Origin of the sequence: Hymenobacter siberiensis, from assembly GCF_018967845.1 — a bacterium.
Taxonomy (GTDB): Bacteria; Bacteroidota; Bacteroidia; order Cytophagales; family Hymenobacteraceae; genus Hymenobacter; species Hymenobacter siberiensis.
On the sequence record NZ_JAHLZZ010000001.1, the window covers coordinates 314,025 to 340,920 of the forward strand.

Here is a 26,896-nt window from a genome sequence, read left to right on the forward strand (position 1 = left end):
AATCCACCCGGCCCCACAACCCCCAAATCATCATTTCACCGCGAGTCGGGCACCCCTAAAAAGGGCACCCCGGCCCCCTCATGCCCTTACCCAATGCTCATAATATTCAAAGAAGGCCGTTACCTACACCAGATTCAAGGCGCGAGCCGCTATTACGTCAGCAAATGCGGGGCTATCTACTCCGAAAGGTCAAAGCGGCTGCTACGGCCCACCCCGCAAACGGATGGGTACCTACAAACGGGCCTAAAAATGGATGATGACAGTTATGCGCGGCCGTTGGCCCACCGTGTAGTCGCCCTGCAATTCGTCCACAACCCCGACCCCGAGCACAAGCTGTACGTGAACCACAAAAACGGCAATAAAAACGATGGCCGCGCTTGCAATCTGGAATGGGTAACGGCAAAGGAGAACGACACTCACGCAAGGGAAACGGGCCTTTCACCGCGCTATACACAAGCCGCCGCCTTGCCGATTATTCGCGGATTCTGTGCACCTGTGAAGGACTACCAAGCAAAACCGCGCTCTTACCACTTCGAGCCGGTGCCTACTTCGTGCTCAAAACCCGACACCAATGCTTAGCGGGCCGAAACTGTACCCCACTGGCTGGGCGCTCTTTATCGCCGTTTCCGAACGTCAGGCCCGCCGCCGGGTGAGTAGGGCCAACGGACTACCAAGCGGGGCGGTAATTGTGCTCGTTACAGTGGCCGCGCTGCATGAATTAGGTGGAATTATCACCCCGAAGCAGCTATACGAGGCCCGTTTAATGTCCCCGAGCCTCCTACGGAAGTACCTGGCGCGGCTGGTAAAGGCGGGGCTGGTCGAACGCTACACCCACCGGGGCCGCGCCCGCCTACGGATTACCCTTGCCGGCGCTGGTATCGTCATGCAGTATCAGCGGCACCTTTTAGGCGGGGCACGGCAATACGAACGCAAACAGTCAATCGATTAAAATCTACGCAAGCCAATTGAAAGCCCAACCCCCTCCCCGTTTTACCTCACAGAAGAAACCGCCCGGCCTATCGGCCGCCAAGCCTGCCGCCTTCATGCTCACCTGCTACCAACGTAGCAGAAGCCAAATGAGGAAACAGTTGAATTTATAGCCTCAATGCTTCGGGCCAGGGCCGCTGTTTATCAAAACGTTATGGGCTGCAAATAGCACGTAACTATCAAATCAATTTGAACGATACCTGTCCAGGATTCGTAAACATTGACTAGATTTGTGAAACGCTACACGAAAAAGGGGCAGCCCAGCATACAGCCAGACTGCCCCAATCAAACTATCGGAGTTACCGGAGTACATGAGTGATTAAGAAAAGGCCAACGCCTTTACCTAAGCCACCCATTAACCCTAAAAAGACAGCTACAGCAGCCGCTTTCAGTAGTTTTAACACACGATCCTTTTTCATAGAGTCAGAAGAAAGGGTGTTACAGCCACCCACTTCTTGAAGCCCCTGTGTCGCCAAACGCAGGGGCTTCGCTTTTCCCCCAATTGAGGATAAACGACACCCGGTGTGGGACTACTCGTGTGATATTGACAAAGATACCATAAGGCGCAAGGGGGATTGCTCATATGAATAGCTTTTTTATTCGCTCTTTTTTAGCTAAGCCTGCACTTTTTTCAACTAATTAATACCATGCCCTCCTCCGCTGGTTACACGAAAATGCGGTGTAGGTACGCGGATTGACCTACGGGGTATTCTGCCAGCCATGCCCCAACGTGGGCAACCGAACCCTCTGAGCCCGGTGCCCCTCCGTCGAGTGCCACCGCCCCCACTGAGCACATCCTGACAGAAGCCACGCCACCGGCTGCCAGCAGTGGGCAAGGGCAACGGAGAAAGTCAGCGAGATAAGGGGAGCCCCACCGCAAGCAGATTCAGGGCAACTCATTCGCTGCTGTATTTTCACCGATTCTACGGGTACCCAAGTTTCTGATGCTCCTTAAAAGTATAGAAAAAGCCCAGACTCACCAGTCGGGGCTTTTTCGCGCCCATAATCTTGCAACTGATTAATGGTATTCTATATTCGGGCCGATGTTGTAGTCCTCCTTATCCCAACTTATGCGGAAAATCATAGTTCCCACAATCAAAGCGTTTAGCCTCTGTATTGCCTTAGTGGCTTGCGGACATTCTACCGCTTCTGCGCCACCTAATCAAAAATCTAAAGACCCAAATGCAGGCAAGCACCAACTAGCCAAAAATGACCCTAGGACTTGGCAAACGTATCCTGTAGTTGTCCTTGTGGCCACTAAATATCGGATTGGTGTTGATACGACTGCGCAGCTTATTCGGAGCTTTGAGGAGCGTTTTAACGGATTAGGACAAGATACATTCTTGTCTGGGATGGAAACATTATTGCCCGTAACATATAATCGCTATGAGGAGAATACGGCCACTGCAGTTGATGACTCGGCTTTTTTCTTGGAGCAAAGCAAGCGTTTTGGCCTTCCCCCATCTCTGATTGCAAGCCTTATTATTGATTTCTACACAATAGGAGGAAGCAATCGTACTTACCCCGAATCATCTTCACAATGAGTAATTCACCTAAAACCATCCTGCTTGCACTCGGAGTTTTGTGGGGCTGTGCCACATTATTTTTCATGCATCAGATTAGCAAAAATGGTCGATACCAAACTGCCTACGGAGGCATAATATTGGATACAAGAACGGGAGCCACGTATAGGATTAACGGGGGCGGGAATTCGCCACTTCCATTGACTGAGTTAAGCCAGCCCGTAGAGGACGACGAATAAAAAAAAGCCCCGACACATTACGCGCCGGGGCTTTTTGCACCAGTGGCTGAGTTGGCAACTACAAACCTTACTGGCTAGGTAAAGATAAGCAAAGACGCCCTTTACCTCTCCCTTGCTGGCACCTGTGAGAACCACCGCCAACAAGCAAAAAGTTAGGGCGTGTACCCCTACGTGTACCCTTGAAAAGAAAAAAGGCCGTTTCCAGATTGGAAACGGCCTTTTAGGTAGCGGGGACTGGACTCGAACCAGTGACCTTTGGGTTATGAGCCCAACGAGCTACCAACTGCTCCACCCCGCACTGTTTTGGTGTTACAAAGGTAGCACAAGTTTTTGGCCGATACAAGCCTGCCAACTGCATTTCTGCTACGACACGGGCATTTATCAATCCAACACAAGGGTGGTAAGCTGGTTATCCGAGTGTTAAGCCCTCATAAAAGTTTCGGCTGAAGGCTTTGCGGTTGGCTAATGGGCAGCAACCACCGCTTAGGAAGCCTTGCGGTACCGGAAGCGGTTCTTGAGCCGGTCGAGGGGTTCTTCCACGAAATGCCAGGATGCGGCGGCCAGCCCGGCCAGCACCGGGCCCAGCACCAGCAGCGTGGGCAGCGGCCCCATCCAGGCGGCGCGCCCGGCGGCATCGGGCACGAAATGATACACCAGCCGCTGCCAGAATACGAACAGGGGCAGGTGGTAGAGGTAGAGGCCATAGCTGCGCTGGCCCAGCCATTGCATGGCCGGCTTGGTGAGGCCCAGACGCCGGCCGGCCGCAGGCACATGCAGCAGCCAGCCAATGGTGAGGAAATCGGCCAGGGCCAACACCGAGCCCTCACTTACGGCCCACGCGGCAGCCCACGGGCCGGGGTCGAGTGCAAAACGGAGCGCGGTCCAGCTCAGCCAAGCCAGCAGCACATAGCGCCCCCGTGCTAGCCGGACCAACCAGGGCGCTCCCTCAGCCAGGCAAAGCACGCCGCCCAAGGCAAACAAATCGAGGCTGGACGGCAACAGCAAATGCACCATATCCAGCTGCACCCACAGTGCCCACAGCACCCGGAAGCACCAGCCGGCAAGGGCCAGTGCCAGCAGGCCCTGCAGGCGGCGGCCCAGCAATCCCAAGGCAAAGGGCCACAATAAGTAAAACTGTGCCTCAACGGCAATAGTCCAGAAATGGCCGATGCCATCGCCCCAGCCTTTTGCTTTATAAATCAACACGTTATTTATCAACAGCAGAAACCAGCCGGGGTGCTCATGCAGGGTGGCCAGCGGCAGCAGCGCGCCGCCCGCCAGCGCCAGGTAATAGGCTGGCACAATGCGTAGTGCCCGCCGCACATAAAATGTGCGTACCCGTGGCCACCACCGGCCTGGCGCGCCTGCATAAGCCCCGTAGCGCCAGACAATGCCTGACACGAGGTAGCCGCTAAGCACGAAAAACAGGCTCGGCCCGATTTCACCAAGCGGAAAGGGCGGCCGCACCCAGTGCTGAAGCACCACCACGCCCACTGCCACGGCCCGCAGGCCATTGAGCTCGGGCCGAAAGACGAGGGTAGTAGCAGACGCAGGCAAGGGCATAACCAACAGATGGGCCCGCAAAATACGCGCCCCTGGGACAGCGCAGGCCGGGTCCTGCTTTGTGCCGACCTTTGCGGCCCGCCTACTAGGTGGGTAGTGCCCCGGTTTGCTTTGCCTGTTTGCTTATGTCTGATAAACGCTCGCCCGCACTGGGCTTCATTTTCATCACCATCCTGATTGATGTTATCGGGCTGGGCATCATCATTCCGGTGGTACCCAAGCTCATTCAGCAGCTAACGGGCGAAGGGCTGAGCCGGGCGGCGATTTATTCGGGCTGGCTGACGTTTGCCTACGCGGCGGCGCAGTTTTGCTTCGCGCCGGTGGTGGGCGGGCTCAGCGATAAGCTGGGGCGGCGGCCGGTGCTGCTGGCCGCGCTGCTGGGTTTGGGGCTCGACTACGTATTTCTGAGTTTTGCGCCCACGCTGGCCTGGCTGTTTGTGGGGCGCGTGGTGGCGGGCATCACGGGGGCCAGCTTCACTACAGCCACGGCTTACATTGCCGATATCAGTACGCCCGAGAAGCGGGCCCAGAACTTTGGAATGGTGGGCGCGGCGTTTGGCATTGGCTTCATCATCGGGCCGGCCATTGGCGGGCTGCTGGCCGGCTACGGGGCGCGGGTACCATTTATGGCGGCGGCGGGGCTGAGCTTGTGCAATTTCCTGTACGGCTTTTTTGTGCTGCCGGAGTCGCTGCCCCCCGACAAGCGCCGGCCGTTTCAGTGGCGACGGGCCAACCCCGTGGCCTCGCTGCTGCGGCTGGGCAAGTACCCCGCCACGCTGGGCCTGGTGGCCGCGCTGGTGCTGCTGTACCTGGCGGGCTCGGCCACGCAGTCGGTCTGGACGTTTTACACCATGCTCAAGTTTGGCTGGACCGAGCGGCTGGTGGGCATTTCGCTGGCCGTGGTGGGGCTGTGCACGGGGCTGGTGCAGGGCGGCCTGGTGCGGGTGGCCATTCCGAAGCTGGGCGCGGCCCGGGCCATCGTTATCGGGTTGCTGTGCTACACGGTGGGCTTCGTGCTGTTTGCCTTCGCCTCCCAGGGCTGGCTGATGCTCGCCTTCATTGCCCCCTATTGCCTGGGCGGCATTGCGGGGCCGGCGCTGCAAAGCACCATTTCGGGCCAGGTGCCAGCCACCGAACAGGGCGAGCTGCAGGGCGCACTCACCAGCCTCATCAGCGTAACGGGCGTAGTGGGGCCATTGATGATGAGCTACTTGTTTGGCGAATTTACCCGCAAAGGGGGCCCGGTTTATTTTCCGGGAGCGCCCTTCATGCTGGGGGCGGTACTGGCGCTGGGCAGCGTGGCGCTGGCCGTGTATTCGCTCAAAAAGCATCCACCGGTGGCCATCGGTGCGGCTGTGGCTGAGGCGATACCGGCGCACTAGCCGCGCAACTGCCCCGCCGCAACCGCCGGATGGGCCTTACTTTACTGCTCAATCTCTTCGCCTATGATGCCCGAACCTCCGCAGTCGCTGCTTCAGCTTGCCCACCGCCCCGATTTGGGCATTCTGGTGGGCCGCTGGGCGTATCAGCCAGTGCAGCCCGAACTTCCGGCGGTGTATCAGCACGTTGAGACCGTGGCGCTGGCAGAAAACTGCCGGTTCTGGCTCCAGGATATCCGCCGCCGCACCCTCAACGACCCGCAGACGACGGCCTGGCTGCTCAACGACTTTTTTCCCGGCATGGCCCGACGGCTGGGCGGCCGGCTGTTTGTAGCCTACCTGGTGGGGCCTACTTTGCAAGAGGCCATCCTGCAGCAGCCCGGCTACATATCGGCCGAGGCCTATGACGGCAAGCCCTTCGCCATCTCGTTTTTTGGCGATGAGGGCGAAGCCATTCGCTGGCTGCAAATGCAGCAGAGCGGACTCTACTAATTTTTTTCAGCTTACAAGACCCCTTTTTCAGCTCGAAAAAGGGGTTTTTGCTTTACCGGAAATCTTTTTCCAGAACCAGTCGTTTCATAATTACGAAACTTTCGTAGATTTACGACATAATCGTATTGCTCCTAATGGCCACGTCCCTCGAACGCCTCACCCAACCCGAAGAAGACGCCCTGCGCGTGCTCTGGCCGCTGCCCGCCGGCGGCTTTGTTAAAGACGTGCTCGACGGCCTGCCCGCGCCGCCCCCGCCCTACACCACGCTGGCCAGCACCCTGCGCAACCTGGAGCGCAAGGGCTACGTGCGCAGCGAAAAGCTGGGCAACTCCTACCGCTTCGTGCCCCTGATAACGGCCGACGACTACCAGCGTCGCTCGCTGGGTACACTCGTAAAGCAGCATTTTCAGAACTCCTACAAGGACCTGGTGTCGTTTTTCGCGCAGGAAAACAAGGTGAGCACCGAGGATTTGCAGGAGATTATCCGGCTCATCGAAAGCAAAAAGGAGGATTAGCCATGTCGATGTGGACGCCCATCCTGCTGTACCTGCTGAAGGCCAACGTGGCGCTACTGCTGTTTGCGGCGGCTTATTTCGGGCTGCTGCGGCGGCTCACGTTCTTCACCCTGAACCGGGCTTATCTGGTGTTTGCGCTGCTGTTTGCGGCCGGGTACCCGGCCCTGCCCCTGCCGGCGCTGCTGCCGGCCGAGGCCACTCCCACCGTAGTCTTTGCGTTGGTGGGGACTACGGGGGCCGCCCCCGGTGCCGCTCCGGCGGGGCCCGCGGCCCCAGCGGTAGATTGGGCCGCCGTGGGAGTGGCCTTGTACGCGGCGGGCGTGGCCGTGCTGCTGGCCCGGCTGCTGGGGCAGCTGCTGGCGCTGGGGCGGCTGCGAGCGCGGGCGCGGCCGGTGGTGGCCCACGGCCTGCCGGTGCGGGCGCTGGCCGAGGCCGTCAGCCCGTTTTCCTTCTGGCAAACCATTTACCTGAACCCCGCGCTGCACCCCGCCCCCGAGTTGGCCGCCGTGCTGCGCCACGAGCAGGTGCACGTACGCCAGTGGCACACCCTGGACGTGCTGCTGGCCCAGCTGGCCCTGGCAGTGGCCTGGTGCAACCCGGCGGCGTGGCTGCTGCGCCGCGCCCTGCTCGACAACCTCGAATACCTGGCCGATGAGGCCGTGCTCAAAACCGGCCTAGTTGACCGCCGCGCTTACCAATACAGCCTGCTGCGCCTCAGCCACGCAGCGGCGGCTCCTTCTCTCGTTTCCTCTTTCACATTTCCAACCCTCAAAAACCGTGTACTTATGATGAATTCTCCGGCTTCCGCATTGGCCCACTCCGGGCGCTACCTGCTGGCCCTGCCGTTGGCCTTGGGTCTGGCCGTGGGCGTGGGCGCGGTGCTGTCGCCCGCTGCCGCCGCGCCGGCAACCCTGGCGGCCGCGCCCGGCCCGGCCGTGTACTACCTCGATGGCAAGCTGAGCGACAAAGCCACGGTGGATGCCCTTGACTCCAAAAGCATTGTTTTCATGAACGTGCTGAAGGAAGAAACGGCCCGTAAGGTATTTGGCTCGGCGACGGGCGGCGTGGTTATCGTGGTCACGAAAGCCCACGATAACGCGGCCGAGGTGCGGGCGCTGAACGACAAAATTGCCAAAGTGGCCCCGCTGGTGCCCGGCACCGAAACGAAGGCCGAAGTGAATGTACTCACGCCAACCGCCCTGGCTTACATCACCAAAACCCACCCCAACTCGCGCATCATCGGCGTTACAAAGCTGAGCTACCCCAGCACGGGAGAAGTGCGCTACAAAGTGCAGCTGGCCGAAGGCACCCGGCCGCACTACGCCTACTTTGATGAGAAAGGCAACGCGGTGAAGCCGTAATGGCCCGTTAGAAACCGCGGACCGCAAGAGCCGCTTCCGCAACTGGGAGCGGCTTTTTCATGTCTGCCAATGAAGCTAGCGCTGTTACTTGGGCTCTTTGTTGCTCTTTTGCAGTAACGTAACGCTTTGCTTTTATGAACAACCGATACCTCTCGGCCGGAACGGCGGCCCTGCTGGCCCTGGCAGGCTGCACCAGTACCAAGCCCGCCGCCGTGACTACGGCCGCTGCCGCGCCGGTAGCGACGGCCGCCCCAGCCCCCAAAGGCGTGGGCCTCGACATGGCCGACATTGACCGCTCGGTGAATCCGTGCGAGGACTTCTTTCAGTTTTCGGGCGGCAACTGGCTGCGGGCCAACCCTATTCCGAGCTACGCCAGCAGCTGGGGGCCGCGCAACCTGCTGGGCAACCGCACCCAGGATTTGCTGCGTAAGATTCTGGAGGACGCGGCGGCCAACCGCAACGCCGCGCCGGGCAGCAACGCCCAGAAAGTGGGCGACTTCTACGCCAGCGCCATGGACACCGTGGCCATCGACCGGACCGGCCTCGCGCCGCTGAAACCGGAGCTGGACCGCGTGGCCGCCGTGCGCAACGCGACCGGCCTGCGCGCCGAAATTGTGCGCCTGCAGGAGCTGGGAGCCAGTCCGTTTTTCCGGGCCGGGGTGGACGTGGACGAGAAAAAAACCACGCAATATGCCGTGCAGATGAACCAGAGCGGCCTCACGCTGCCCAACCGCGACTTCTACTTTAAAACCGATGCCCGCACCGAGAAGGTGAAAGCCGCCTACCGCGCCTACATGACGCAGGCATTTGAGCTGCTGGGCGCGGCCCCCACCGTGGCCAAACTCGACGCGGCTACAGTGGAGCGCATTGAAACGCGCCTGGCCAAGGCCTCGCGCACGCCCGTGGAGCTGCGCGACCCGCAGGCCAACTACAACAAGCTGACCGTGGCCGCCGCCCAACAGCGCTACCCTGTGCTCGACCCCAAGAGCCTGCTGACGGGCATGCAGCTGGGCAAGGCGCAGGAAATCATTATCGGTCAGCCGGCTTTCTTCGATGAGGTGAACGCGGTGCTGAAAACCGAAACGCTACCCGACCTCAAAACCTACCTGCGCTGGCACCTGGTGCGCTCGGTGGCGTCGGCAATGCCCACGCCGTATGCCGAGGCGGCCTTCCGCTACAGCCAGGCCCTGACCGGGGCCAAGCAGCAGGCCCCGCGCTGGAAACGCATGCAGGCCGCCACGGACCAGAGCCTGGGCGAGGCCTTCGGGCAGCTGTACGTGGACCAGGCTTTCTCGCCCGAGGCCAAGGCCAAGGCGCTGGAAATGGTGGCCAACATCAAGGCCAGCATGGCCGAGCACATCCAGACCAACACCTGGATGAGTGCGCCCACCAAGGCCGAAGCCCTGAAAAAGCTGAACGCGCTGCGGGTAAAAATCGGCTACCCCGATGTGTGGAAGGACTATTCGGCCCTGCCCATTGCCCGCGAGAGCTACCTGACGAATCTGCTGGCGGCCCGGCGGTGGGAAAACCGGCGCGAGGCGGCCAAGTTTGGCGGGCCCATCGACCGCAACGAGTGGGGCATGACGCCGCCCACCATCAACGCCTACTACAACCCGCCGATGAACGAAATCGTGTTTCCGGCCGGCTACCTGCAGCCTCCGTTCTTCGACCCCAAGGCCGATGATGCAATCAACTACGGGGCCATTGGCGGGGTGATGGGCCACGAAATGACCCACGGCTTCGACGACCAGGGCCGGCAGTACGACTCCGAAGGCAACCTGCGCGACTGGTGGACGCCGGCCGACGCGGCCGAGTTCACGCAGCGCGCCGCCATTGTGGGCAAGCAATACAGCGCCTTCTCGCCCCTCGATTCGGTGCACGTGAATGGCCAACTCACGATGGGCGAAAATCTGGCCGATTTCGCCGGCCTCACCGTGGTGTACGGGGCCCTGGAGAAGCAATTGCAGCAGCGCTACGGCAGCGGCCCGCGCCCCAGCTACGACGGCTTCACGCCCGAGCAGCGCTACTTCCTGAGCTGGGCCCAGCTGCGCCGCCAGAATATTCGCCCCGAGGCCCTGCGCCAGCAAATTGCCACCGACCCGCACTCGCCCGGCCAGTACCGCACCATCGGCCCGCTGATGAATATGCCGCAGTTTCAGCAGGCCTTTGGCTGCCCCGAAGGAAGCAAGATGACCCGCAGCACGGCCGACCGCGCCGTGATTTGGTAATCAACCGCTGCCGCGCGTCTGCGACGCGCTGCCGCCTGGCTTCCAGCCTGTGACTCGGGCATTGAAGCCGTTGCCGAACGCAGCCTTTACCCGAGCCGCAGGCTCGGAACCAGTGGGCAGCGCGTCGCAGACGCGCGCCAGCGGGGATGCCTGATTATCGTTCGCAAAGAAGCTCCGGTGCCCACGCATCGGAGCTTCTTTATGCTGCTATACTTACCCCGGCATTCTACCAATGGCACACCATTCCTTTTCATGAAACACCTTTCCTCTCTGCTACGCGGCGGCCTCTCTGCTGCGCTTTTGGTTCTTATGTGGCTGGCGGGGCCGGCGGCGCGGGCGCAGGCCCCGGCCTGGCAGTCACTCATAACCCCGAGCCAGGCGGCAGGCTATAATGGTTCTGGAACAAGCGCCACGGCGACCGATGCCAGCGGCAATGTATTTGTGGTGGGCAGCTTTACCGGCACGGTCAGCTTTGGTACCACCACCCTCACTAGCGCCGGGGGCAGCGATGCCTTTGTAGCCAAGTGGAGCCCGACCACGGCCACATTCATGTGGGCCCAGCGCATAGGCGGGCCTAACCTGGACGGGGCAGTGGCCGTGGCGGTGGCCGGTACCGGCGTGTACGTGGCCGGGGATTTTTCAAGTACAGCCAGCTTCGGCGGACAGGCCCTGACCAGCGCGGGCGGTACCGATGCGTATGTGGCCAAGCTCACGGACCTGGGTGCCACCGGCACGTTTGTCTGGGTGCAACGCGCCGGCGGCTTCTCCGACGACCGCGCCACCGACCTAGCCCGCACCGGGGCCGACCTGTACGTGGCGGGGTCGTTTTCGGGCACCGACGCCAGCTTTGGCACTCGAACCCTGCTGAACAGCGGGGGTGCCGATGCTTTTGTGGCCAAGCTCACGGACCTGGGCACCGCCAGCACGTTTGTCTGGGCGCAACGGGCCGGGGGCACGGGCGTCGACGGCGCATGGGCCGTGGCTGCCAGCGGTACCAATGTGTACCTCGCGGGCTATTTCAACAGCGCCTCGGCCAGCTTTGGCAGCACGCAGCTCAGCATTGGCAGCCCGGGCGGGAACAACTACGATGGCTTCGTGGCTAAGCTCACGGACCAGGGCGCAACGGGCAGCTTTGTGTGGGCGCAGGCGGCCGGCGGCACCGGGCGCGACGAGGCCTGGGCCGTGGCCGTGAACGGGGCCAATGTGTACGTGGCCGGCTACTTTGCGGGAGCAGCCTGCTTCGGCAGCACCACGCTCACCAGCGCCGGGGGCTACGATGCCTTCGTGGCCAAGCTCACCGATGCTGGCCCTACCGGCGGCTACGCATGGGCCCAGCGGGCCGGCGGCACCGGCGATGACCAAGCCCAGGCCCTGGTGGTGGCAGGCACTGCCGTGTACATGGCCGGCGGCTTCGATAGCCCCACGGCCACGTTCGGCCCCAACACCTTGACCAATGCCGGCGTGGTAGCCTCCGATGTCTTTGTTGGCCGCCTCACCGATGCCGGCCCTACCAGCAACTTTGCCTGGGCCCAACAAGCCGGCGGCACCAGCAGCGATAATGCGACTGCGCTGTGGATAAGCGGCCAGCAGCTGCTGGTGGGCGGTTCGGCCAGGCCCCCGGCCAGCTTCGGCAGCTTCGCCATTCCCGGCCCTAGCGGTTCCCCGGAGAGCACCAGCTTCCTGGCCTCCCTCACAGACCCCACCCTCACCGCCACCATGGCCGCACAAGGCACCCTGAGTTTCTCCCTGGCTCCCAACCCTGCCCGCGCCGCCACCACCCTCACGATGCCCGGCGTGCCCGGCACCGCCACGGCCATTCTCACCCTGCGCGATGCCCTGGGCCGGGCGGTGCAGACGACCATCGTGACGCTGCCCACCGCCGGCCTACGCCACGAGCTTAGCCTTACCGGGCTGCCCGCCGGCATCTACGCCGTGCAGGCCGGCAAGGCCATGGCTGCCCGCCGTCTGGTGGTGGAGTAAGGCCGTCATTGCGAGCGCAGCGACGCAATGACGGCCTCTTTTACGCGACAAGCCCCGACACGATGCAGTGCCGGGGCTTGTCGCGTAAAAGAGCGTCTGGTGTTCACAGGACGGATTGCCACGCTTCACTGCGTTCCGCTCGCAATGACAGGTGCCTACCCTTCCATCACCTTATTCTGGCGGCTGATGGATTCCAGGTGCACGGCGGCCAGGTACTGCTCCACGAAATCAGTGGTGAGGCCCACTGATGCGCCCTGGCGCTGGGCGCGTTCCAGCACCTCGTTCCAGCGGCTGGTCTGGAGGATGGTGATGTCGTTTTCCTTCTTGTACAGACCAATTTTTTCGGCCACGGCCATTCGGCGGCCCAGCAGCTGCATCACCTCGGCATCGAGCTGATTGATTTGTTCGCGCAGGCCGGTGAGGGCCGAAAGGAATTCCTGCGCGTTGGTGGTTTCGTGCCGCCACACCAGGTTCTGAATCAGGTCGCGCAGCACTTCCGGAATGATTTGCTGCTTGGCATCGCTCCAGGCATTGTCGGGGTCGATGTGGCTTTCAATCATGTTGCCATCGAAGCCCAGGTTGAGGGCCTGCTGGGCCACGGCCGCCAGCGTATCGCGCCGGCCGCAGATGTGGCTGGGGTCGCAGAGCAGCGGCATTTCGGGCATCCGGCGCTTCATCTCAATGGGCAGGTGCCACATCGGCGCGTTGCGGAAGTCGGTGTTGCCGTAGCTCGAAAAACCCCGGTGAATGAGGCCGACGTGCGTGAGGCCGGCCTTTTGCAGGCGCTCCACGGCGCCCACCCACAGCTCCAGCTCGGGGTGAATGGGGTTTTTCACCAGCACCGGCACGTCCACGCCGCGCAGCACGTTGGCAATTTCCTGCACCGAAAACGGGTTGCCCGTGGTGCGTGCGCCCACCCATAGGATGTCCACGCCGAAGGCCAGGCAGTCTTCTACGTGCTTGGCCGTGGCCACTTCCACGGCAATGGGCAGGCCGGTCAGCTCACTGGCCTTCTTGAGCCAGGGCAGCCCCTTGGTGCCCACGCCCTCGAAGCCGCCGGGCTTGGTGCGGGGTTTCCAGATGCCGGCGCGCAGGGCCTGCACCTTGCCGGTAGCAGCCAGCCGCTGGCAGGTTTCGAGCACCTGCTCCTCGGTTTCGGCCGAGCATGGGCCGGAAATGAGGTAGGGCTTGTCGTCGGGCTGACGATTGAAGAGGGCGGATTTCATGGTTGGGTTCATGGTATTGCTTTTTTAGTGTTGATTGATTTTAGCTGTCGAAGCTGTTTAGAAAGTCCCCGAACGGTCATGCAGCGCGCAGCGAAGCATCTTTACCTCGGAAGTAATCAGATTAAGTATTGAGATAGAGATGCTTCAATTGCGCTCAGCATGACGTTATTTTTCTTCGTTCTCTTTTTTAAATCCTCTCACGGCAAAATTTTCCGAATGTGGTTGGCCTGCCGAATCTGTTCCGTTAGCCCCTCGTAGTCTTCCCGCGCCAGCAGCTCGCGCAGGTGCTGTAATTGGTACAGGTGCTCATCGAGCACATCGAGCACGTTGAGCCGGTTTTGCCGGAAAATCGGCACCCAGGTCGCCGGCGCACTCTTGGCCAGCCGCACCGTCGACTCAAATCCGCCGCTGGCCAGGTCGAAAATCTGCTGTTCCTCCTTCTCCTTTTCCAGCACCGTGAGCGCCAGGGCAAATGAGGTAATGTGCGAGATATGCGAAACGTAGGCCGTGTGCAGGTCGTGTGCCGCCCCATCGAGGTACAGCAGTCGCATGGGTAGCGCCTGGAACAGCTTTTCGACCAGCTGCACGGCGTCGGGGTCGCTAGCAGCCACGTCGCACAGCACCACCGTTTTACCCTCAAACAGCCCCAAAATGGCCGCTTCCGGCCCCGAATGCTCGGTACCTGCCATGGGGTGCGCAGCCACAAAACGGCCCCGCTGCGGGTGCCCGGCCACGGCCGCCAGCAGCGCCTGCTTGGTCGAGCCCACGTCGATAACCACCTGCTTTGGGGTGATGAGGTCGAGCACCGGCGGCAGTACGGCTACCATAGCATCCACAGGTACGGCTACCACCACGAGGTCGGCGCGGCGCACGGCGGCCGTCAGGTCGGTTTCGATTTCATCGACCAAGCCTAATTCCAAAGCACGCCGGGCGTGGGCCGGGCTGTTTTCAACCCCGATGAGGTGCTGCGCCAGCCCGTGCTGCCGCAGGCTCAGTGCCAGCGAACCGCCGATAAGGCCCAGTCCGATGATGGTGACGGTCATTTGAGTTAGGAGTTAAGAGTTGCGGGGGAAGTTGGGTGTAAGTGCTAAGAGCTTAGGATTCTGCCAGAGTCAACTCTTACTTTTAACCCATAACTCTTAACCCTCAGAACCGCCTCGCGCAGCAGCGCTTCCGGCTGGCACAGGCTGGCCCGGATGTAGCCGAGCCCATTGCTCCCAAAAATGCCGCCCGGCGTAAGGAACACCCGCGCTTCGGCCAGCACGGCATCGCTCAGGGCGTAGCCATCGGCGAAACCAGCCGGCACCGCCGCCCAAATGAACAAGCCTGTCTGGCCCGGCGCGGGCTGGCAGCCTAGGGCGCGCAGCAGCTCCAGCACCAGCTCACGGCGGGCGCGGTAAGTGGCATTGAGCTCCCGGAACCATTCGTCGCCCAGCGCCAGGGCGGCCACGGCGGCCTGCTGCACCGGCAGAAACATGCCCGAGTCCATGTTGCTCTTGAAGCGGAGCACGTTGGCGATGACATCGGCGCGGCCGGCGAGCAGGCCAACGCGCCAACCCGCCATGTTATGGCTCTTGCTGAGCGAGTTCAGCTCGATAGCCACTTCGCGGGCCCCGGGCACGGCCAGCAGGCTCACGGGCGGCGTCTCGTTCAGGATAAAGCCATAGGGATTGTCGTGAACGAGCAGAATGTTGTGGGCCGTGGCAAAGGCCACCAGGCGCGTCAGAAACGGCAAATCGGCGGCCGTGCCGGTGGGCATGTGTGGATAGTTCACCAGCATGAGCTTCACCCGCGAGAGGTCGGTAGCGGCCAGCGCATCTAAATCGGGCAGCCAGCCGGCGGCCTCGGTCAGGTCGTACTCGCGCACCTCGGCCCCGCATATTTCGGCCACGGCGCGGTAAGTCGGGTAGCCGGGGTTGGGGATGAGCACGGCATCACCCGCTTCCAGAAACGTCATCCCGATGTGCATCAGGCCCTCTTTCGAGCCCAGCAGCGGCAGGATTTCAGCAGTTGGGTCGAGCGCCACGCCGTAATGCCGCTGGTAGAATTCGGCCATCGCCCCGCGCAGGGCCGGCGTGCCCTGGTAGCCCTGGTAGCCGTGCGCGGTGGGCTGCGCGGCCGAAGCAGCCAGCGCCGCAATCACGCTGGGATGCGGTGGCAAATCGGGACTGCCAATACCCAGGCTGATGATGTTGGCCCCGGCCGCATTGAGCGCGGCCAGCTCGCGGAGCTTGCGTGAGAAGTAGTATTCGCCGGTGTGGGCTAAGCGGCTGGCAATGGGGATGTTCATGTGTAACGGTTGAAGCAGTTTGGGTAAACTCCCCTCCTTACTAAGGAGGGGATGTTTTCGCGTAGCGAAAACGAGGGTGGTTGGGGGCGTTGGCTTCGTTGGAAATTATCGCATAATCAATCGTTCGGGTGTCGTTCAACGCCCTAACCACCCCAGCCGGCGCTTTGCGCCGGCATCCCCTCCTTGGTAAGAAGGGGAGTGTCGTCGCCCATTGCCTCGGCCATGCTGCCGCGCCGGTAGGCTCCCAGCACCCGTAGCTCCTCCGTCACGGGGGCTAAATCCTGCAGCAGAGCTGTCAGTTGGCTCATTTCTTCAAACTCCACATCGGCATGGAAGCCGTAGTGCCAGGCCCCTACCGGGGTACGAGCATGCCCGGGCCGGGGGCACGATTGCAGCTTGCTCAAATTCAGGCCCTGCGCGGCCACGCGGGCCAGCACGGCGGCCAGGCTGCCGGGCGCGTGCGGCGCACAGAAATAGAGCGAGGCTTTATCGGCCAGCGGGTCGGACTGCACCGTCGCCGCCCGCTCCAGCACCAGGAAACGGGTGTAGTTGTGCGGGTCGTCGTGGATGGCGGGGGCCAGGATTTGCAGGCCGAACTGCTCGGCGGCCTGGGCGCCGGCCACCACGGCTACGCCCAGCGTGCGCTGCTCGGCCAGAAGCTGGGCGCTGTGGCCGGTATCGTCGGTTTCCACCAGCTTCCAGCGCGGGTATTGGTCCAAGAACTCGCCGCACTGGCGCAGGGCCATGGGGTGCGAGTGCACGGCCCGCACGTCGGCCAGCGTGGTGCCGGGCAGCGCCAGCAGGTGCTGATGAATGGGCAGGTACACCTCGCCGGTCACGCGCACGGCGTGGCGCTCCAGCAGCAGGTAGTTGGGCAGAATGCTGCCGGCCAACGAGTTTTCCATGGCCATAAGACCAGCATCGGCGGTGCCGCTAACGACGTGCGCCACCACCGCGCCGAAGGTGGCGCACGGCAGCAGCGCCGGCTGCGCGCCGAAATACTGCCGGGCCGCCACTTCGTGGAAGCTTCCCTGAAAACCCTGGATGGAAACGTGCTGGAGCATGATACGTGAGACTATTGAGCAATAAAAAAGGGCCTTCGCTGTGCGATGGCCCTGAGTTTGTTGGCAGGCAGTGTAGTGGTTAACACTGGCAACAAAGGGCCGGCTTCTTCAGATAGAAGAAGTAATAGCAATAGGTAAAAAAGACGTGGTGCAGGGTGGTCATCGAAAAACCGGGCATTAAAAAAGCACCTCCCGAAGAACGAGCGGCGCTGGAGAAGTTTGTGGGAGTTAGCTACAAACGGCGGCTCGTTCTACGCGGTGGCGTAGAAGGTATAATAGCCAAAAAAGTAGCGCGTCTGGAACATGGTTAAGGCGTTTGCAGCTGCAAGGTAAGGCCGGATTTGGGAAAAGCAAATGGAATCGTCGTGCTGGGTTTCTCCATCAAAGTACCACCATAACCCAAACGCCCCAAATCCGGTTTACCCAGCTTCGCATCTCCTCTAGTATTTATTCCATGGTTAAGCTATTTGAACCCCTCGCCCTGCGCGGCGTTGTCCTAAAAAACCGCATTGTGGTATCGCCTATGTGCCAATACAGCGCCGAAGACGGCCTGGCCAACGACTGGCACCTCGTGCACCTGGGCAGCCGCGCCGTGGGCGGAGCCAGCCTCATTATTCAGGAAGCCACCGCCGTATCGCCCGAGGGCCGCATCAGCCCCGAAGACCTCGGTATCTGGAAAGATGAGCACGTGCCCATGCTCCAGCGCATCAACGCCTTCATCACGGCGCAGGGCAGCGTGCCCGGCGTGCAGCTGGCCCACGCCGGCCGCAAGGCCAGCACCTACCGGCCGTGGTCGGGCGAGGGCGTGGTGCCCGAAAGCGATGGCGGCTGGCCGGTAGTCGGCCCCAGCGACACCGCGTTCAACGACAATTATCCGGTGCCCACGGCCCTCGACGCGGCCGGTATTCAGAAGGTGATTGCCGATTTCCGCGCCGCCGCCCAACGGGCACTCACGGCAGGCTTCAAGGTGATTGAACTGCATGCAGCCCACGGCTACCTACTGCACGAGTTTCTGTCGCCGCTGAGCAACCAGCGCACCGATGCCTATGGCGGCACCTTCGAAAACCGCGTCCGGCTGCTGCTGGAAGTAGTGGCCGCCACCCGCGAGGTATGGCCCGAAGACCTGCCCCTAATCGTGCGCCTCTCCGTGACGGACTGGACCGAAGGCGGCTGGAACGCCGACGAATCGGTGCAGCTGTCGGCCCTGCTCAAAACGCGCGGCGTGGACCTGATTGACTGCTCCACGGGCGGCAACGTGCCCAAAGCGCCCATTCCCGTAGGGCCCGGCTACCAGGTGCAGTTTGCCGAGCGCATTAAGGAAGAAACCGGGATGCTGACCGGCGCGGTAGGCCTCATCACCACGCCGGCCGAGGCCGAAGCCATTGTGGCCAGCGGCCAGGCCGACCTTGTGCTGCTGGCCCGCGAGTTCCTGCGCGAGCCGTATTTCCCGCTCTTCGCGGCGCAGGATTTGGGCGCGGAGGTGGTGTGGCCGGCACAGTATGAGCGCGCTAAGCCGCGCGTGGCTTCGGCAGCTGGACAGCGGTAAGTAGCACGGACTTTTAGTCCGCGGGTTCCAGCCATTCACATTTTTTTCAATGCTGTGGACTCGCGGACTAAAAGTCCGCGCTACGTGCTTTGCACCCACTTCGCCGTTACCAGCAGCTGGCCCAGGTGGCGCGTGGTGTGCTCAGCCGCATGCACCAGCAGGCCCACGACGGTGGACGGCAGCTGCGCCCGGCCCACGCCGCGTGTTTCTGACAACGTAGCCTCGTCGGTGCTGCGAAGCTGCGCCAGGGCGCTATCAACCTGCGCGTCGAAGCGCTGCACCAGCGTCTGCACCATATCAGATTCAATGGCCAGCGGCGGATTTTCAGCGGCCAAGGCAGCCAGCTGGCTTTCCGAGAGCGCCTCGGCGCGGGCGTAGGTGAAGGTGCGGTCGAGCACGCCGGCCAGGTGCTGGAGGTGGAAGCCCACGGAGGCCACACCGCCGGGCCGCTCGTTGAGCAGCGCGGGCGGGAAGCCGCGCAGCGCCTTAGTCAGCTCTTCGCGGGCTTGCAGCAGGGCGTGAGCCACGGGCTGAAGCAGCGGCGGCACGGCGGGAAGTGGGCCGCGTAGCCATACTTCGCGGGTTGCAAGCGGCGGCGGGGACGGGAACGTTAGGCTACTCATTGGTTGTACCGTATTCGGAGCGGCTGCTTAGGCCGTACTTTTGTAATTATGTCAGGTATTAACGATGCGCTGCGCGCTGCGGCCGACCAGTTCGGCACCCCTCTTTACGTGTATAATGCGGCCACCATCACGGGGCAGTACAAAAAACTGGTTAAAGCCTTTGCGGGCCATAAAACCCGTTTTTTCTACGCTTGCAAGGCGCTGAGCAACGTAGCCATTCTACGCCACATCCACAGCCTGGGCTCGGGACTGGACTGCGTGAGCATCAACGAAGTACGACTGGGGCTGCATGTGGGCTTCGCACCGGAGAACATTCTGTTTACGCCCAACAGCGTGACGTTTGAGGAACTGGTGGAAGCCAAGGACTTGGGCGTGAATCTCAACATTGATAATATCTCACTACTGGAGCGGTTCGGGGCCACGTTTGGCGGCTCGTATCCGGTGTGCGTACGCCTGAACCCGCATATTGAGGCGGGCGGCAACTACAAGATTCAAACCGGCCACATCGACTCCAAGTTTGGCATCAGCATCCATCAGCTGCGGCACCTGGAGCGCGTGGTGAAGGGCACTGGCCTGCACGTACGCGGCCTGCACATGCACACGGGCTCCGAAATCAAGGACGTGGGCGTGTTCCTGCGCTCGCTCGAAATCCTGTTCGACGCCGCCGGCCGCTTCCCCGACCTGGATTTTCTGGACCTCGGCTCGGGCTTCAAAGTGCCCTACAAGCCCGGCGACCCCGAAACCGACGTGACCACGCTGGGCGTGCAGGTGGCCGAAGCCTTCAAAACCTTCGAGAAAGAATATGGCCGCCCGCTGGAATGCTGGTTCGAGCCCGGCAAGTACCTGGTGAGCGAAGCCGGCTCCCTGCTGGTGAGCGTGGCCGTGGTGAAGCAAACCACTGCCACGGTGTTCGCGGGCGTGAACTCGGGCTTCAACCACCTGATTCGGCCCATGTTCTACGACAGCTACCACCACATCAGCAACCTGACCAACCCCACCGGCACGGGGCGGCTCTATACCGTGGTGGGCAATATCTGCGAGACGGATACCTTCGCCTGGGACCGGCTGCTACCCGAAATCCACGAAAACGACCTGCTGGCCTTCCACAACGCCGGGGCCTACGGCTTCGAGATGAGCAGCAGCTTCAACTCGCGCACCCGCCCCGCCGAAGTACTACTGGACGCCAGCGGCGAGCTCCGCCTGATTCGCAAGCGCCAGACGTTTGAAGACCTACTTGCCGGGCAGATTGACGTAGCGGCCGGAGTGCCGGCGCAGGCCGAGTAACCATACGCTGTCCTTAGCCTGCGGCCAGCGCCCACCGCTCCAACCAGTTTATCTAGTGCTGACCGCTCATCGACTCCAGCCAGGCCAAGGCCGTTTCTTCGGTTTCAAAGGAGCGGTAGGTGTGGGGCAGGCTGCGGTTGGACAGCACAAACTGATTCATGGCGAGGCGGGCGAACACATCCTGCGCCACCAGGGCGGCGCCGTAGCGGTAGCCGTGCTCGTGCACGGCGCGGGGCAGCCATTCCTCACTCATCCAGGTTTGCTCGATGGAAGTATAGGGCGACATCAGGCGCTGGTCAATCATGGCGCGCGACCAGCGGTGGCGGCTCATGGCCTGCATGAGGTGGGTTAGAATGGCCCGAAACTGCACAATATCACGCGGGCCGGCTTTGTAATCGAGCCGCAGATAGCCCGAGGCTTCTTCCCAAATGCGCCCGGCGCTGTTTTCAAAATAAAGGGAACGGGACACAGGCGACGACATCAACTTAAGAATCAAAACCAATGGCATTGGCCCGGCCTCCGGCCCAAAAGCCTGGTTCCGGGCCAACGCCCGCGTGTCCTAACCAAATAACCCCGGCCGGGGTTATTCTTTGGGCGATTTTTTATTGAGATGCCCGCACCTACTGCCCAAAGCCGGATGCGGCATCAGGGCGCCGGGCTATGCTTCATCCTTCGGTGCTGCGCCCCGGAAAGCGTCCAGCTTCGCCACGGCGGGCAGTTGCACGGGCCGGTTCTCTTTGGCCGACAGGTAGATGGCTTCCATGATGCGCTGGTCCTGCAGGCCTTCCTCGCCGGGGGTGCAGGGCGTTTTGTTCTGGCGCACGCACTCGGCCATGTGGTCCATTTCGAGGGCAAACTGGTCTTTCTGCGGGTCGTTGGGCGTTTCCTTAACCTGCTGGCCATCGGGGGCGTGAATGCGCTCCTGGTGCAGGCCGTGGTAGGGGAATGCGGGGTCCATTTTGATGCTGCCGGTTTCGGCATACACCGTGTAGCTCTTGTTGTTGAAAGAGCCGTAGCCCGTCATGCACTGCGAAATGGCGCCGCTGGGAAAGCGCAGCGTGAAGCTCACGTTCTCTTCAATTTCCTTGAACCGGTCGTCGCCCGGCGTGCTGTAAATCTGGGCCGAAACCTCGGTGGGCTCCTCGCCCAGCAGGAAGCGCGTGGTGTTGAGGCAGTACAGGCCCACGTCGGGGAGCGAGCCGCCGCCGGCCAGCGCCTTTTTGTGCCGCCACTGCTGGTCGTGGGCCTGGTTCTGGGTGTTCATCATCTGCAGCATCTTGGTGGCGCCGTAGGTTTTGGCGCGCACCTGTTTCATGGCCGCCCGGTTCAGGGGCTCGCACTGAATGCGGTAGGCAATCGTAAGTTTTTTGCCGGCTTTTTTGCAGGCCTCAATCATTTCCTCGCACTCTTTCACGGAGTTGGTCATCGGCTTTTCGCAGAGAATGTGCTTGCCGGCCTTGGCCCCGCGCAGCGTAAATTCGTGGTGCATGGAGTTGGGCAGCACAATGTAAATCATCTCCACTTCGGGGTTGTCCTTGAGCTTATCGTAGGTCTGATACGAGTAGCAGCTGCTTGGTTTAATGCCATACTGCTTGGCCACCTTGGCCATTTTGTCGGCGTCGCCACTCACCAGCGCTACCGGCCGGGCGTGCTTGCTTTTGCCGAAGGCGGGCAGTATCTCATTGAGCGTGAGGTGTCCCAGACCCACCAGCGCGTAGCCCACGCGGCGGTCGGGCGCGTCGGGGTTGAAGGGTTCGGCCCCTTTGGGGTCGGTGGGCGCTTCGAGGAGCGGCAGCTTGATATCGAGCGGGCCGGTAGCGGGCGCGGCGGCAGCTTCGGCGGCTTGGTGGGCTTCGGAGGCGGCGATGGGCGGTGCCTGCTGGCCACACCCACGGCCAGCAGGCACCGCCCGGCGTGGTTGATAAAATGACGGCGCGACTCGTCGTAGCCGTTTTCGACTTCGGCACTGAAGGCGGTATTGAAAGCAGTGTTTTCCTGGAACATGGGGTTGGGGCAGGGAAAGGCGGGGATTGGGTATCAGCAGGGTTGCTTACGTGCCCGGCCGGGACTAAAGCTGCCCCGTGCCACCGTGCGGCTGGGCTTATTGTCCCGGTTTTACGCAAGTATTTCCAACCAATAAAACCCTAGTATATTTAGCCCCGCATTGGGTTTACTCACTTTTTAACTTGCTGATGAAGGACTTTACTCGCTCGTTTTTTCCCATTATTGTTGCCTTAGCCGCCGGTAGTCTGGTTCCGGCCCTAGCGCAGGCCCAAACGGCCGTCACGTCCATTGGCACCATCCAGGGCACCGGGGCGGTGGCCACGACGGGCACCTATACCATTGAGGGCGTGGTGACTAGCGTGTACGCCGACCTGAGCCCAGCCGGCTTCTACATACAGAACGACGCGGCCAGCGCCGACGGCAACCCCACCACTTCCGATGCCCTGTTTGTGGTGCAAACCAGCCCCACGGTGGCCGTGGGCAACCGCCTGCGCATTACCGGCGCGGTGCAGGAAGGCCCCGCCTCCCCGTCGTTCAACCAGGCCGTGCTCACCTCGCCCACCATCACGGTGCTGGCAGCCAGCAGTGCCCAGCCCGCCTTCTCCATCATCGACAACGCCACGTTCTCGGTGGCCGACGCCGAGCCGCTGGAAGGCATGCGGGTGCAGTTTTCGGCCCCAATTACGGTGTCGGACGTAGCCGCGCTGAAATCGCGCGGCGAGCTGAACATTTCCCTGCGCGGCCTCGTGTACCAGCCCACACAGTTCGTGGACCCCAACGACAACCCCGCCAGCGGCACCAGCAGCAGCGGCACCAGCAACGTGCCCGCCGTGAACGCCTACCAGGCCGACAACGTGAACAAAAGCCTGCTGCTGGACGACGGCCGCGCCGCCACCAACCCCACCCCCATCCCCTACCTCGACGCTACCACCCAAACCACGCGGGTGGGTAGCACCGTGGCCAGCCTGCGCGGCATCATGGGCTACGGCAGCAGCAAGTGGCGCATCCAGCCCCTGGCCGGGGCCGACGCGCCGGCCGTGATTTCGGTGCGCCCGCCGGTGCCCACCTTCGGGCCGACTGACGTGAAAATCGCCAGCATGAACGTGCTCAATTTCTTCAACGGCGACGGCCTGGGGGCGGGCTTCCCCACCTCGCGCGGGGCCAAAACGCTGGCCGACTTCCAGCGCCAGCGCAGCAAAATTCTCGTGGCCCTGTCCCAGATGAATGCCGACGTGCTGGGCCTGATGGAGGTGGAGAACGACGGCACCGGGGCCAACTCGGCCGTGCAGGACCTGGTGAACGGCCTCAACCAGCTCATGGGCGCGGGCACCTACGCCTTCGTGAACGATGGCGGCGCCAACGCCCAGCCCAACGATACCGACCTCATTCACTGCGTTATCCTCTACAAACCGGCGGCGGTAACGCTCTACGGCCCGGCCCTGCTGGTAACGACAACCGGCATTTTTGAGCGCCCGCCGCTGGCCCAGATTTTCATTACCAACCGCGCCACGGCCGCCCGCGACACGTTTGCGCTCGTCGTCAACCACCTCAAGTCGAAAGCCAGCGGCACCGGGACCAACGCCGACCAGGGCGACGGCCAGGGTGCCTCCAACCCGCGCCGCAAGAGCCAGGCCACGGGCCTGGTGCAATTCATCAACACCGTGGTGAAGCCCGCAGGCACGCGCTACGTGGTGAGCGTGGGCGACTACAACGCCAACTACGAGGAAGACCCGATGGACATTATGCGGGCCGCCGGCTTCGTGCTGCCCAGCCCCGCCAGCAGCGCCTCCTACCTATTCAACGGCCTGAGCGGCAGCCTCGACCACGCCGTGCTCAGCGACAACCTGGTGAGCCACGCGGCCGTGGAAAAGTGGCACATCAATGCCAGCGAGCCCGAGTTTCTGGAGTATAGCATAGCCGGCGCGGCCACCGACATCACCAGCCCCTTCCGCTCTTCCGACCACGACCCGGTGCTCATCGGACTGTATTTCCGCACCACCGTCACGGCCACCGGCCGGGCCACCACGGGTGGGCAAATCGACATTTTCCCCAACCCCGCGCCCGGCGCGTTCAACCTCCGCCTCAGCGGCTTCGCGGCGCAGCCGATGACGCTGGAAGTGATATCGGTACTGGGCCAGCAACTGCTCGCGCTGCACGGCACGGCCGAGGAACTGCAGGCTGCAATTGGGCCGCGCACGGCGCGGCTGGCGGCCGGCACCTACGTACTGCGCCTGAGCGGCACCGGTTTCAGCCAGGTGCAGCGCGTGGTGAAACTGTAGCTTTACGTTGAGCTAGAAGAACGTCATGCCGAGCGGAGCCGCGAGGCATCTCGCTTGTGGTAGTAACCCCGGCGTTTGGGTTTACTGCTGCACGCGAGATGCCTCGGCTCCGCTCGGCATGACGTTCTGCTTTGTTCGCACGATGTTTTTTGTCTGATAGATAGAAACCCCCATTCCGATGGCCATTAAGCCCCGCCGCAAGCCCACCGTCCTCCGCAAGCCCACCCATTTCCCCGCCGAAAACGTGGCCGAGCGCTGGGATGCCCGCCACCTGCTGGGCCATACCGAGTTCGATGAGTTCCACTTCGTGAGCTGCGATTTCAGCGGGGCCGATTTCAGCCGGCTGCGGTTCACCGACTGCCTCTTTGAGCACTGCAACCTGAGCTCGGCCAAGCTGGCGGGTACGGCTCTGCAAAACGTGGCTTTTGCCGATTGCAAGCTGCTGGGCCTGCAGTTCACGGCCTGCCGCGACATGCTGTTCGGGGTGCATTTCGACCAGTGCCAGCTGCGCTACGCCTCGTTTGCGGGGCGCGTGATGCCGGGCACGCGCTTCGTGGGCTGCACGCTGGAAGAAGCCGATTTTGCCGATGCCGACCTTTCGGCGGCCGTGTTCCAGGGCTGCGCGCTGACCGGGGCCACGTTCCAGAACACGCGGCTGGCCGAGGCGGATTTCCGCAGTGCCACCGGCTTCGTCATCGACCCCGAAAGCAACGTCATCACCGGGGCGCATTTCACGCTGAGCGGCCTGCTGGGCGTGGTAGCCAAGTACAATCTGGTGGTGGAGTAAGCCCGGGTCAGACACCGCCGGAGAATTCGCAAAAGCCCCCCTTTTTAGCCAGAAAACCGGCTTTCCCTGTTGACCAAACTTCCGGTTTCGATTTCGGCTAGTAAATTGCGTTCGAATTCCCATCTCTGCCCGAAAGCCACCGCCTGACGACCAGACGAGCTCCCTACTTTCGGTTACTTGTCAGCACCCCGCGCCGCAGTACGGTTGGGCCCTGCGGCCCTCGTTTTCGGCCGGGCCAGAATCCGTCGCCGCTGGCCGCACTTGCCAGCGCGCGGGTATTTTCTCACTTCGCTACAACGACCAGATGGCCAATCGCCGCGCTTCCATTACCGACCTGGCTAAAACGCTAGGCCTCTCGCCTTCCACTATTTCCCGCGCCCTCTCCGACCACGACGACGTGAGCGAGGCCACCAAGGCCCGCGTGCGCCAGCTGGCCGAGGAGATGCACTATCAGCCCAATCAGCTGGCCGCCGCCCTGCGCCGGGGCCGCAGCAACACGCTGGGCGTGCTGGTGCCGCACATCACGGGGCACTTTTTCCCGCAGGTGGTGCACGGCATCGCCACCGAGGCCGCCAAGCTGGGCTTCAACGTGATGATTTGCCAGTCGAACGAGGACGCCCAGCAGGAACAGAAGAACATCGACCTGCTGATGAACTCGCAGGTCGAGGGCATCCTGGTTTCGCTGGCCAACACTACGCAGAGCTTCGGCCACTTCGAGGCGGTGCGCCAGCAGAACATCCCGCTGGTATTTTTCGACCGCATGGTGGAGGATTTCCAGGGCAGCAACGTGAGCGCCGTGGTGATTGACGACTACCAGGGCGCTTATCAGGTCGTGACGCACCTTATCGAGCAGGGCTGCACGCGCATCGCGCACTTCACCGGCCCACTGCGCCTGAGCATCCACAAAAACCGCCACCAGGGCTACCGCGACGCCCTCACGGCCCACGGCCTGCCCGTGGACGATAACCTGATTGCCTGCTTCGAACTGAACCAGAAGAACGGGGCCCAGGCCATGCGCCAGCTCCTGAAGCTGCCCCAGCGCCCGGACGGCGTATTTTCGAGCAACGACATGGCCGCCGTGGGCGCCCTGCAAGTAGTGAAAGCGCAGCGCCTGCGCGTGCCCGAAGACGTAGCCATCGTGGGTTTCAGCAACGAGATGTTCACGTCCCTCACCGAGCCCATGCTCAGCAGCGTGGACCAGCGCTGCGAGCAAATGGGCAAAACGGCGGTGCAGCTGCTGCAGAAAATGCTGAAAAGCGGCCCCAACCGCACCGGCCCGCCCAAGCCCATTGTGCTCAAGCCCAAGCTGCTGGTACGCGAGTCGTCGCAGAAACGGCGGTAGCAAACAAAAGTCAAAAGGCCGTCATGCAGAGCGTAGCAAAGCATCTTTACTGCTCAACGCAACTCAATTGAAAAGATGAGTGACTGCGGTAAAGATGCTTCGCTGCCCTCTGCATGACAGCCTGTATTTCTCCTTTCCTCGTCGAAAGCCGTAGGAAGTCATTTGTGCTGCTTCGCTGTTATCA

General features: G+C 62.1%; 22 protein-coding genes and 1 tRNA gene. 14 read left to right on the forward strand and 9 right to left on the reverse strand.

Annotated features, from left to right (window positions below):
* The first annotated feature begins 249 nt into the window (after positions 1-249).
* The 3 genes from KQ661_RS01365 to KQ661_RS01370 all read left to right on the forward strand — a co-directional run bounded on the left by KQ661_RS01365 (position 250) and on the right by KQ661_RS01370 (position 2,531).
* Positions 250-579, forward strand: coding sequence for an HNH endonuclease (locus tag KQ661_RS01365; RefSeq protein ID WP_216685463.1), 330 nt, complete (start codon positions 250-252; stop codon positions 577-579).
* Complete coding sequence (locus KQ661_RS23010; protein WP_394369602.1) at positions 572-949, forward strand: MarR family transcriptional regulator; 378 nt, start codon at positions 572-574, stop codon at positions 947-949. Before KQ661_RS01365 ends, KQ661_RS23010 begins: the two co-directional genes overlap by 8 nt.
* Positions 950-2,057: 1,108 nt before the next feature.
* Positions 2,058-2,531, forward strand: a complete 474-nt coding sequence (locus tag KQ661_RS01370; RefSeq protein WP_216685464.1) for a hypothetical protein — start codon at positions 2,058-2,060, stop codon at positions 2,529-2,531.
* Positions 2,532-2,974: 443 nt separating this feature from the next.
* Here KQ661_RS01370 and KQ661_RS01375 read toward each other — a convergent pair.
* Positions 2,975-3,047: transfer RNA gene (locus KQ661_RS01375), tRNA-Met, on the reverse strand.
* Between the two features lie 185 nt (positions 3,048-3,232).
* Positions 3,233-4,312 (reverse strand): acyltransferase family protein, encoded by a 1,080-nt coding sequence (locus tag KQ661_RS01380; protein WP_216685465.1) that lies wholly within the window; start codon positions 4,310-4,312, stop codon positions 3,233-3,235.
* A 125-nt stretch (positions 4,313-4,437) separates the two neighbouring features.
* On the opposite strand from KQ661_RS01380, the gene KQ661_RS01385 reads away from it, so the two are divergent.
* From KQ661_RS01385 to KQ661_RS01410, 6 genes are all read left to right on the forward strand, one after another.
* Entirely contained in the window at positions 4,438-5,694 is a 1,257-nt protein-coding gene (locus tag KQ661_RS01385) for a TCR/Tet family MFS transporter (protein WP_216685466.1), read from the forward strand.
* 63 nt (positions 5,695-5,757) lie between these two features.
* The gene (locus tag KQ661_RS01390) at positions 5,758-6,183 is read left to right on the forward strand and encodes a hypothetical protein (protein WP_216685467.1); all 426 of its coding nucleotides are present in this window, start codon (positions 5,758-5,760) and stop codon (positions 6,181-6,183) included.
* A gap of 134 nt (positions 6,184-6,317) precedes the next feature.
* Positions 6,318-6,698 carry a BlaI/MecI/CopY family transcriptional regulator gene (locus KQ661_RS01395; RefSeq protein ID WP_216679012.1) on the forward strand — a complete coding sequence of 127 codons (381 nt, stop codon included), beginning with the start codon at positions 6,318-6,320 and terminating at the stop codon, positions 6,696-6,698.
* Positions 6,699-6,706: 8 nt separating this feature from the next.
* Positions 6,707-8,059: a M56 family metallopeptidase gene (locus tag KQ661_RS01400; protein WP_216685468.1), complete on the forward strand. Its 1,353-nt coding sequence runs from the start codon at positions 6,707-6,709 to the stop codon at positions 8,057-8,059.
* Positions 8,060-8,193: 134 nt separating this feature from the next.
* On the forward strand, positions 8,194-10,287 hold the full coding sequence (locus KQ661_RS01405) for a M13 family metallopeptidase (protein ID WP_216685469.1): 2,094 nt from the start codon (positions 8,194-8,196) through the stop codon (positions 10,285-10,287).
* Between the two features lie 252 nt (positions 10,288-10,539).
* Entirely contained in the window at positions 10,540-12,267 is a 1,728-nt protein-coding gene (locus KQ661_RS01410) for a hypothetical protein (RefSeq protein ID WP_216685470.1), read from the forward strand.
* 155 nt (positions 12,268-12,422) lie between these two features.
* Here KQ661_RS01410 and KQ661_RS01415 read toward each other — a convergent pair whose 3' ends face one another.
* From KQ661_RS01415 to KQ661_RS01430, 4 genes are all read right to left on the reverse strand, one after another.
* A complete protein-coding gene (locus tag KQ661_RS01415) occupies positions 12,423-13,493 on the reverse strand; it encodes a chorismate mutase (RefSeq protein ID WP_226915680.1) in 1,071 nt (356 codons plus the stop codon).
* 197 nt (positions 13,494-13,690) lie between these two features.
* Complete coding sequence (locus KQ661_RS01420) at positions 13,691-14,536, reverse strand: prephenate dehydrogenase (protein WP_216685471.1); 846 nt, start codon at positions 14,534-14,536, stop codon at positions 13,691-13,693.
* A 44-nt stretch (positions 14,537-14,580) separates the two neighbouring features.
* A complete protein-coding gene (locus KQ661_RS01425) occupies positions 14,581-15,783 on the reverse strand; it encodes a pyridoxal phosphate-dependent aminotransferase (protein ID WP_216679018.1) in 1,203 nt (400 codons plus the stop codon).
* A 143-nt stretch (positions 15,784-15,926) separates the two neighbouring features.
* Positions 15,927-16,847 (reverse strand): prephenate dehydratase, encoded by a 921-nt coding sequence (locus tag KQ661_RS01430; RefSeq protein WP_216679019.1) that lies wholly within the window; start codon positions 16,845-16,847, stop codon positions 15,927-15,929.
* Between the two features lie 454 nt (positions 16,848-17,301).
* On the opposite strand from KQ661_RS01430, the gene KQ661_RS01435 reads away from it, so the two are divergent.
* Positions 17,302-18,393, forward strand: a complete 1,092-nt coding sequence (locus KQ661_RS01435; protein ID WP_216685472.1) for an NADH:flavin oxidoreductase/NADH oxidase — start codon at positions 17,302-17,304, stop codon at positions 18,391-18,393.
* 80 nt (positions 18,394-18,473) lie between these two features.
* Here KQ661_RS01435 and KQ661_RS01440 read toward each other — a convergent pair whose 3' ends face one another.
* The gene (locus tag KQ661_RS01440) at positions 18,474-19,016 is read right to left on the reverse strand and encodes a DinB family protein (RefSeq protein ID WP_216679021.1); all 543 of its coding nucleotides are present in this window, start codon (positions 19,014-19,016) and stop codon (positions 18,474-18,476) included.
* A 48-nt stretch (positions 19,017-19,064) separates the two neighbouring features.
* Here KQ661_RS01440 and lysA point away from each other — a divergent pair, with 48 nt between their 5' ends.
* Positions 19,065-20,300 (forward strand): diaminopimelate decarboxylase, encoded by a 1,236-nt coding sequence (lysA, locus tag KQ661_RS01445; protein ID WP_216685473.1) that lies wholly within the window; start codon positions 19,065-19,067, stop codon positions 20,298-20,300.
* A gap of 52 nt (positions 20,301-20,352) precedes the next feature.
* Here lysA and KQ661_RS01450 read toward each other — a convergent pair whose 3' ends face one another.
* Complete coding sequence (locus KQ661_RS01450) at positions 20,353-20,769, reverse strand: hypothetical protein (RefSeq protein ID WP_216679023.1); 417 nt, start codon at positions 20,767-20,769, stop codon at positions 20,353-20,355.
* Between the two features lie 189 nt (positions 20,770-20,958).
* Positions 20,959-22,206: a Gfo/Idh/MocA family protein gene (locus KQ661_RS01455; RefSeq protein ID WP_317196052.1), complete on the reverse strand. Its 1,248-nt coding sequence runs from the start codon at positions 22,204-22,206 to the stop codon at positions 20,959-20,961.
* A gap of 286 nt (positions 22,207-22,492) precedes the next feature.
* Between KQ661_RS01455 and KQ661_RS01460 the strand changes: the two genes are divergently transcribed.
* From KQ661_RS01460 to KQ661_RS01470, 3 genes are all read left to right on the forward strand, one after another.
* The gene (locus KQ661_RS01460; protein WP_216685474.1) at positions 22,493-24,583 is read left to right on the forward strand and encodes an ExeM/NucH family extracellular endonuclease; all 2,091 of its coding nucleotides are present in this window, start codon (positions 22,493-22,495) and stop codon (positions 24,581-24,583) included.
* Between the two features lie 178 nt (positions 24,584-24,761).
* Complete coding sequence (locus tag KQ661_RS01465; protein ID WP_216679025.1) at positions 24,762-25,370, forward strand: pentapeptide repeat-containing protein; 609 nt, start codon at positions 24,762-24,764, stop codon at positions 25,368-25,370.
* Between the two features lie 304 nt (positions 25,371-25,674).
* Entirely contained in the window at positions 25,675-26,712 is a 1,038-nt protein-coding gene (locus KQ661_RS01470; RefSeq protein WP_216679026.1) for a LacI family DNA-binding transcriptional regulator, read from the forward strand.
* The last annotated feature ends 184 nt before the right edge of the window (positions 26,713-26,896 follow it).

Coding starts and splice junctions, on each gene's coding strand:
- KQ661_RS01470 (WP_216679026.1), top strand. CDS start 25,675: ATGGCCAATCGCCGCGCTTCCATTACCGACCTGGCTAAAACGCTAGGC.
- KQ661_RS01420 (WP_216685471.1), bottom strand. CDS start 14,536: ATGACCGTCACCATCATCGGACTGGGCCTTATCGGCGGTTCGCTGGCA.
- lysA (WP_216685473.1), top strand. CDS start 19,065: ATGTCAGGTATTAACGATGCGCTGCGCGCTGCGGCCGACCAGTTCGGC.
- KQ661_RS01370 (WP_216685464.1), top strand. CDS start 2,058: ATGCGGAAAATCATAGTTCCCACAATCAAAGCGTTTAGCCTCTGTATT.
- KQ661_RS23010 (WP_394369602.1), top strand. CDS start 572: ATGCTTAGCGGGCCGAAACTGTACCCCACTGGCTGGGCGCTCTTTATC.
- KQ661_RS01410 (WP_216685470.1), top strand. CDS start 10,540: ATGAAACACCTTTCCTCTCTGCTACGCGGCGGCCTCTCTGCTGCGCTT.
- KQ661_RS01400 (WP_216685468.1), top strand. CDS start 6,707: ATGTGGACGCCCATCCTGCTGTACCTGCTGAAGGCCAACGTGGCGCTA.
- KQ661_RS01430 (WP_216679019.1), bottom strand. CDS start 16,847: ATGCTCCAGCACGTTTCCATCCAGGGTTTTCAGGGAAGCTTCCACGAA.
- KQ661_RS01465 (WP_216679025.1), top strand. CDS start 24,762: ATGGCCATTAAGCCCCGCCGCAAGCCCACCGTCCTCCGCAAGCCCACC.
- KQ661_RS01385 (WP_216685466.1), top strand. CDS start 4,438: ATGTCTGATAAACGCTCGCCCGCACTGGGCTTCATTTTCATCACCATC.
- KQ661_RS01425 (WP_216679018.1), bottom strand. CDS start 15,783: ATGAACATCCCCATTGCCAGCCGCTTAGCCCACACCGGCGAATACTAC.
- KQ661_RS01365 (WP_216685463.1), top strand. CDS start 250: ATGGATGATGACAGTTATGCGCGGCCGTTGGCCCACCGTGTAGTCGCC.
- KQ661_RS01440 (WP_216679021.1), bottom strand. CDS start 19,016: ATGAGTAGCCTAACGTTCCCGTCCCCGCCGCCGCTTGCAACCCGCGAA.
- KQ661_RS01380 (WP_216685465.1), bottom strand. CDS start 4,312: ATGCCCTTGCCTGCGTCTGCTACTACCCTCGTCTTTCGGCCCGAGCTC.
- KQ661_RS01405 (WP_216685469.1), top strand. CDS start 8,194: ATGAACAACCGATACCTCTCGGCCGGAACGGCGGCCCTGCTGGCCCTG.
- KQ661_RS01415 (WP_226915680.1), bottom strand. CDS start 13,493: ATGAAATCCGCCCTCTTCAATCGTCAGCCCGACGACAAGCCCTACCTC.
- KQ661_RS01390 (WP_216685467.1), top strand. CDS start 5,758: ATGATGCCCGAACCTCCGCAGTCGCTGCTTCAGCTTGCCCACCGCCCC.
- KQ661_RS01435 (WP_216685472.1), top strand. CDS start 17,302: ATGGTTAAGCTATTTGAACCCCTCGCCCTGCGCGGCGTTGTCCTAAAA.
- KQ661_RS01460 (WP_216685474.1), top strand. CDS start 22,493: ATGAAGGACTTTACTCGCTCGTTTTTTCCCATTATTGTTGCCTTAGCC.
- KQ661_RS01395 (WP_216679012.1), top strand. CDS start 6,318: ATGGCCACGTCCCTCGAACGCCTCACCCAACCCGAAGAAGACGCCCTG.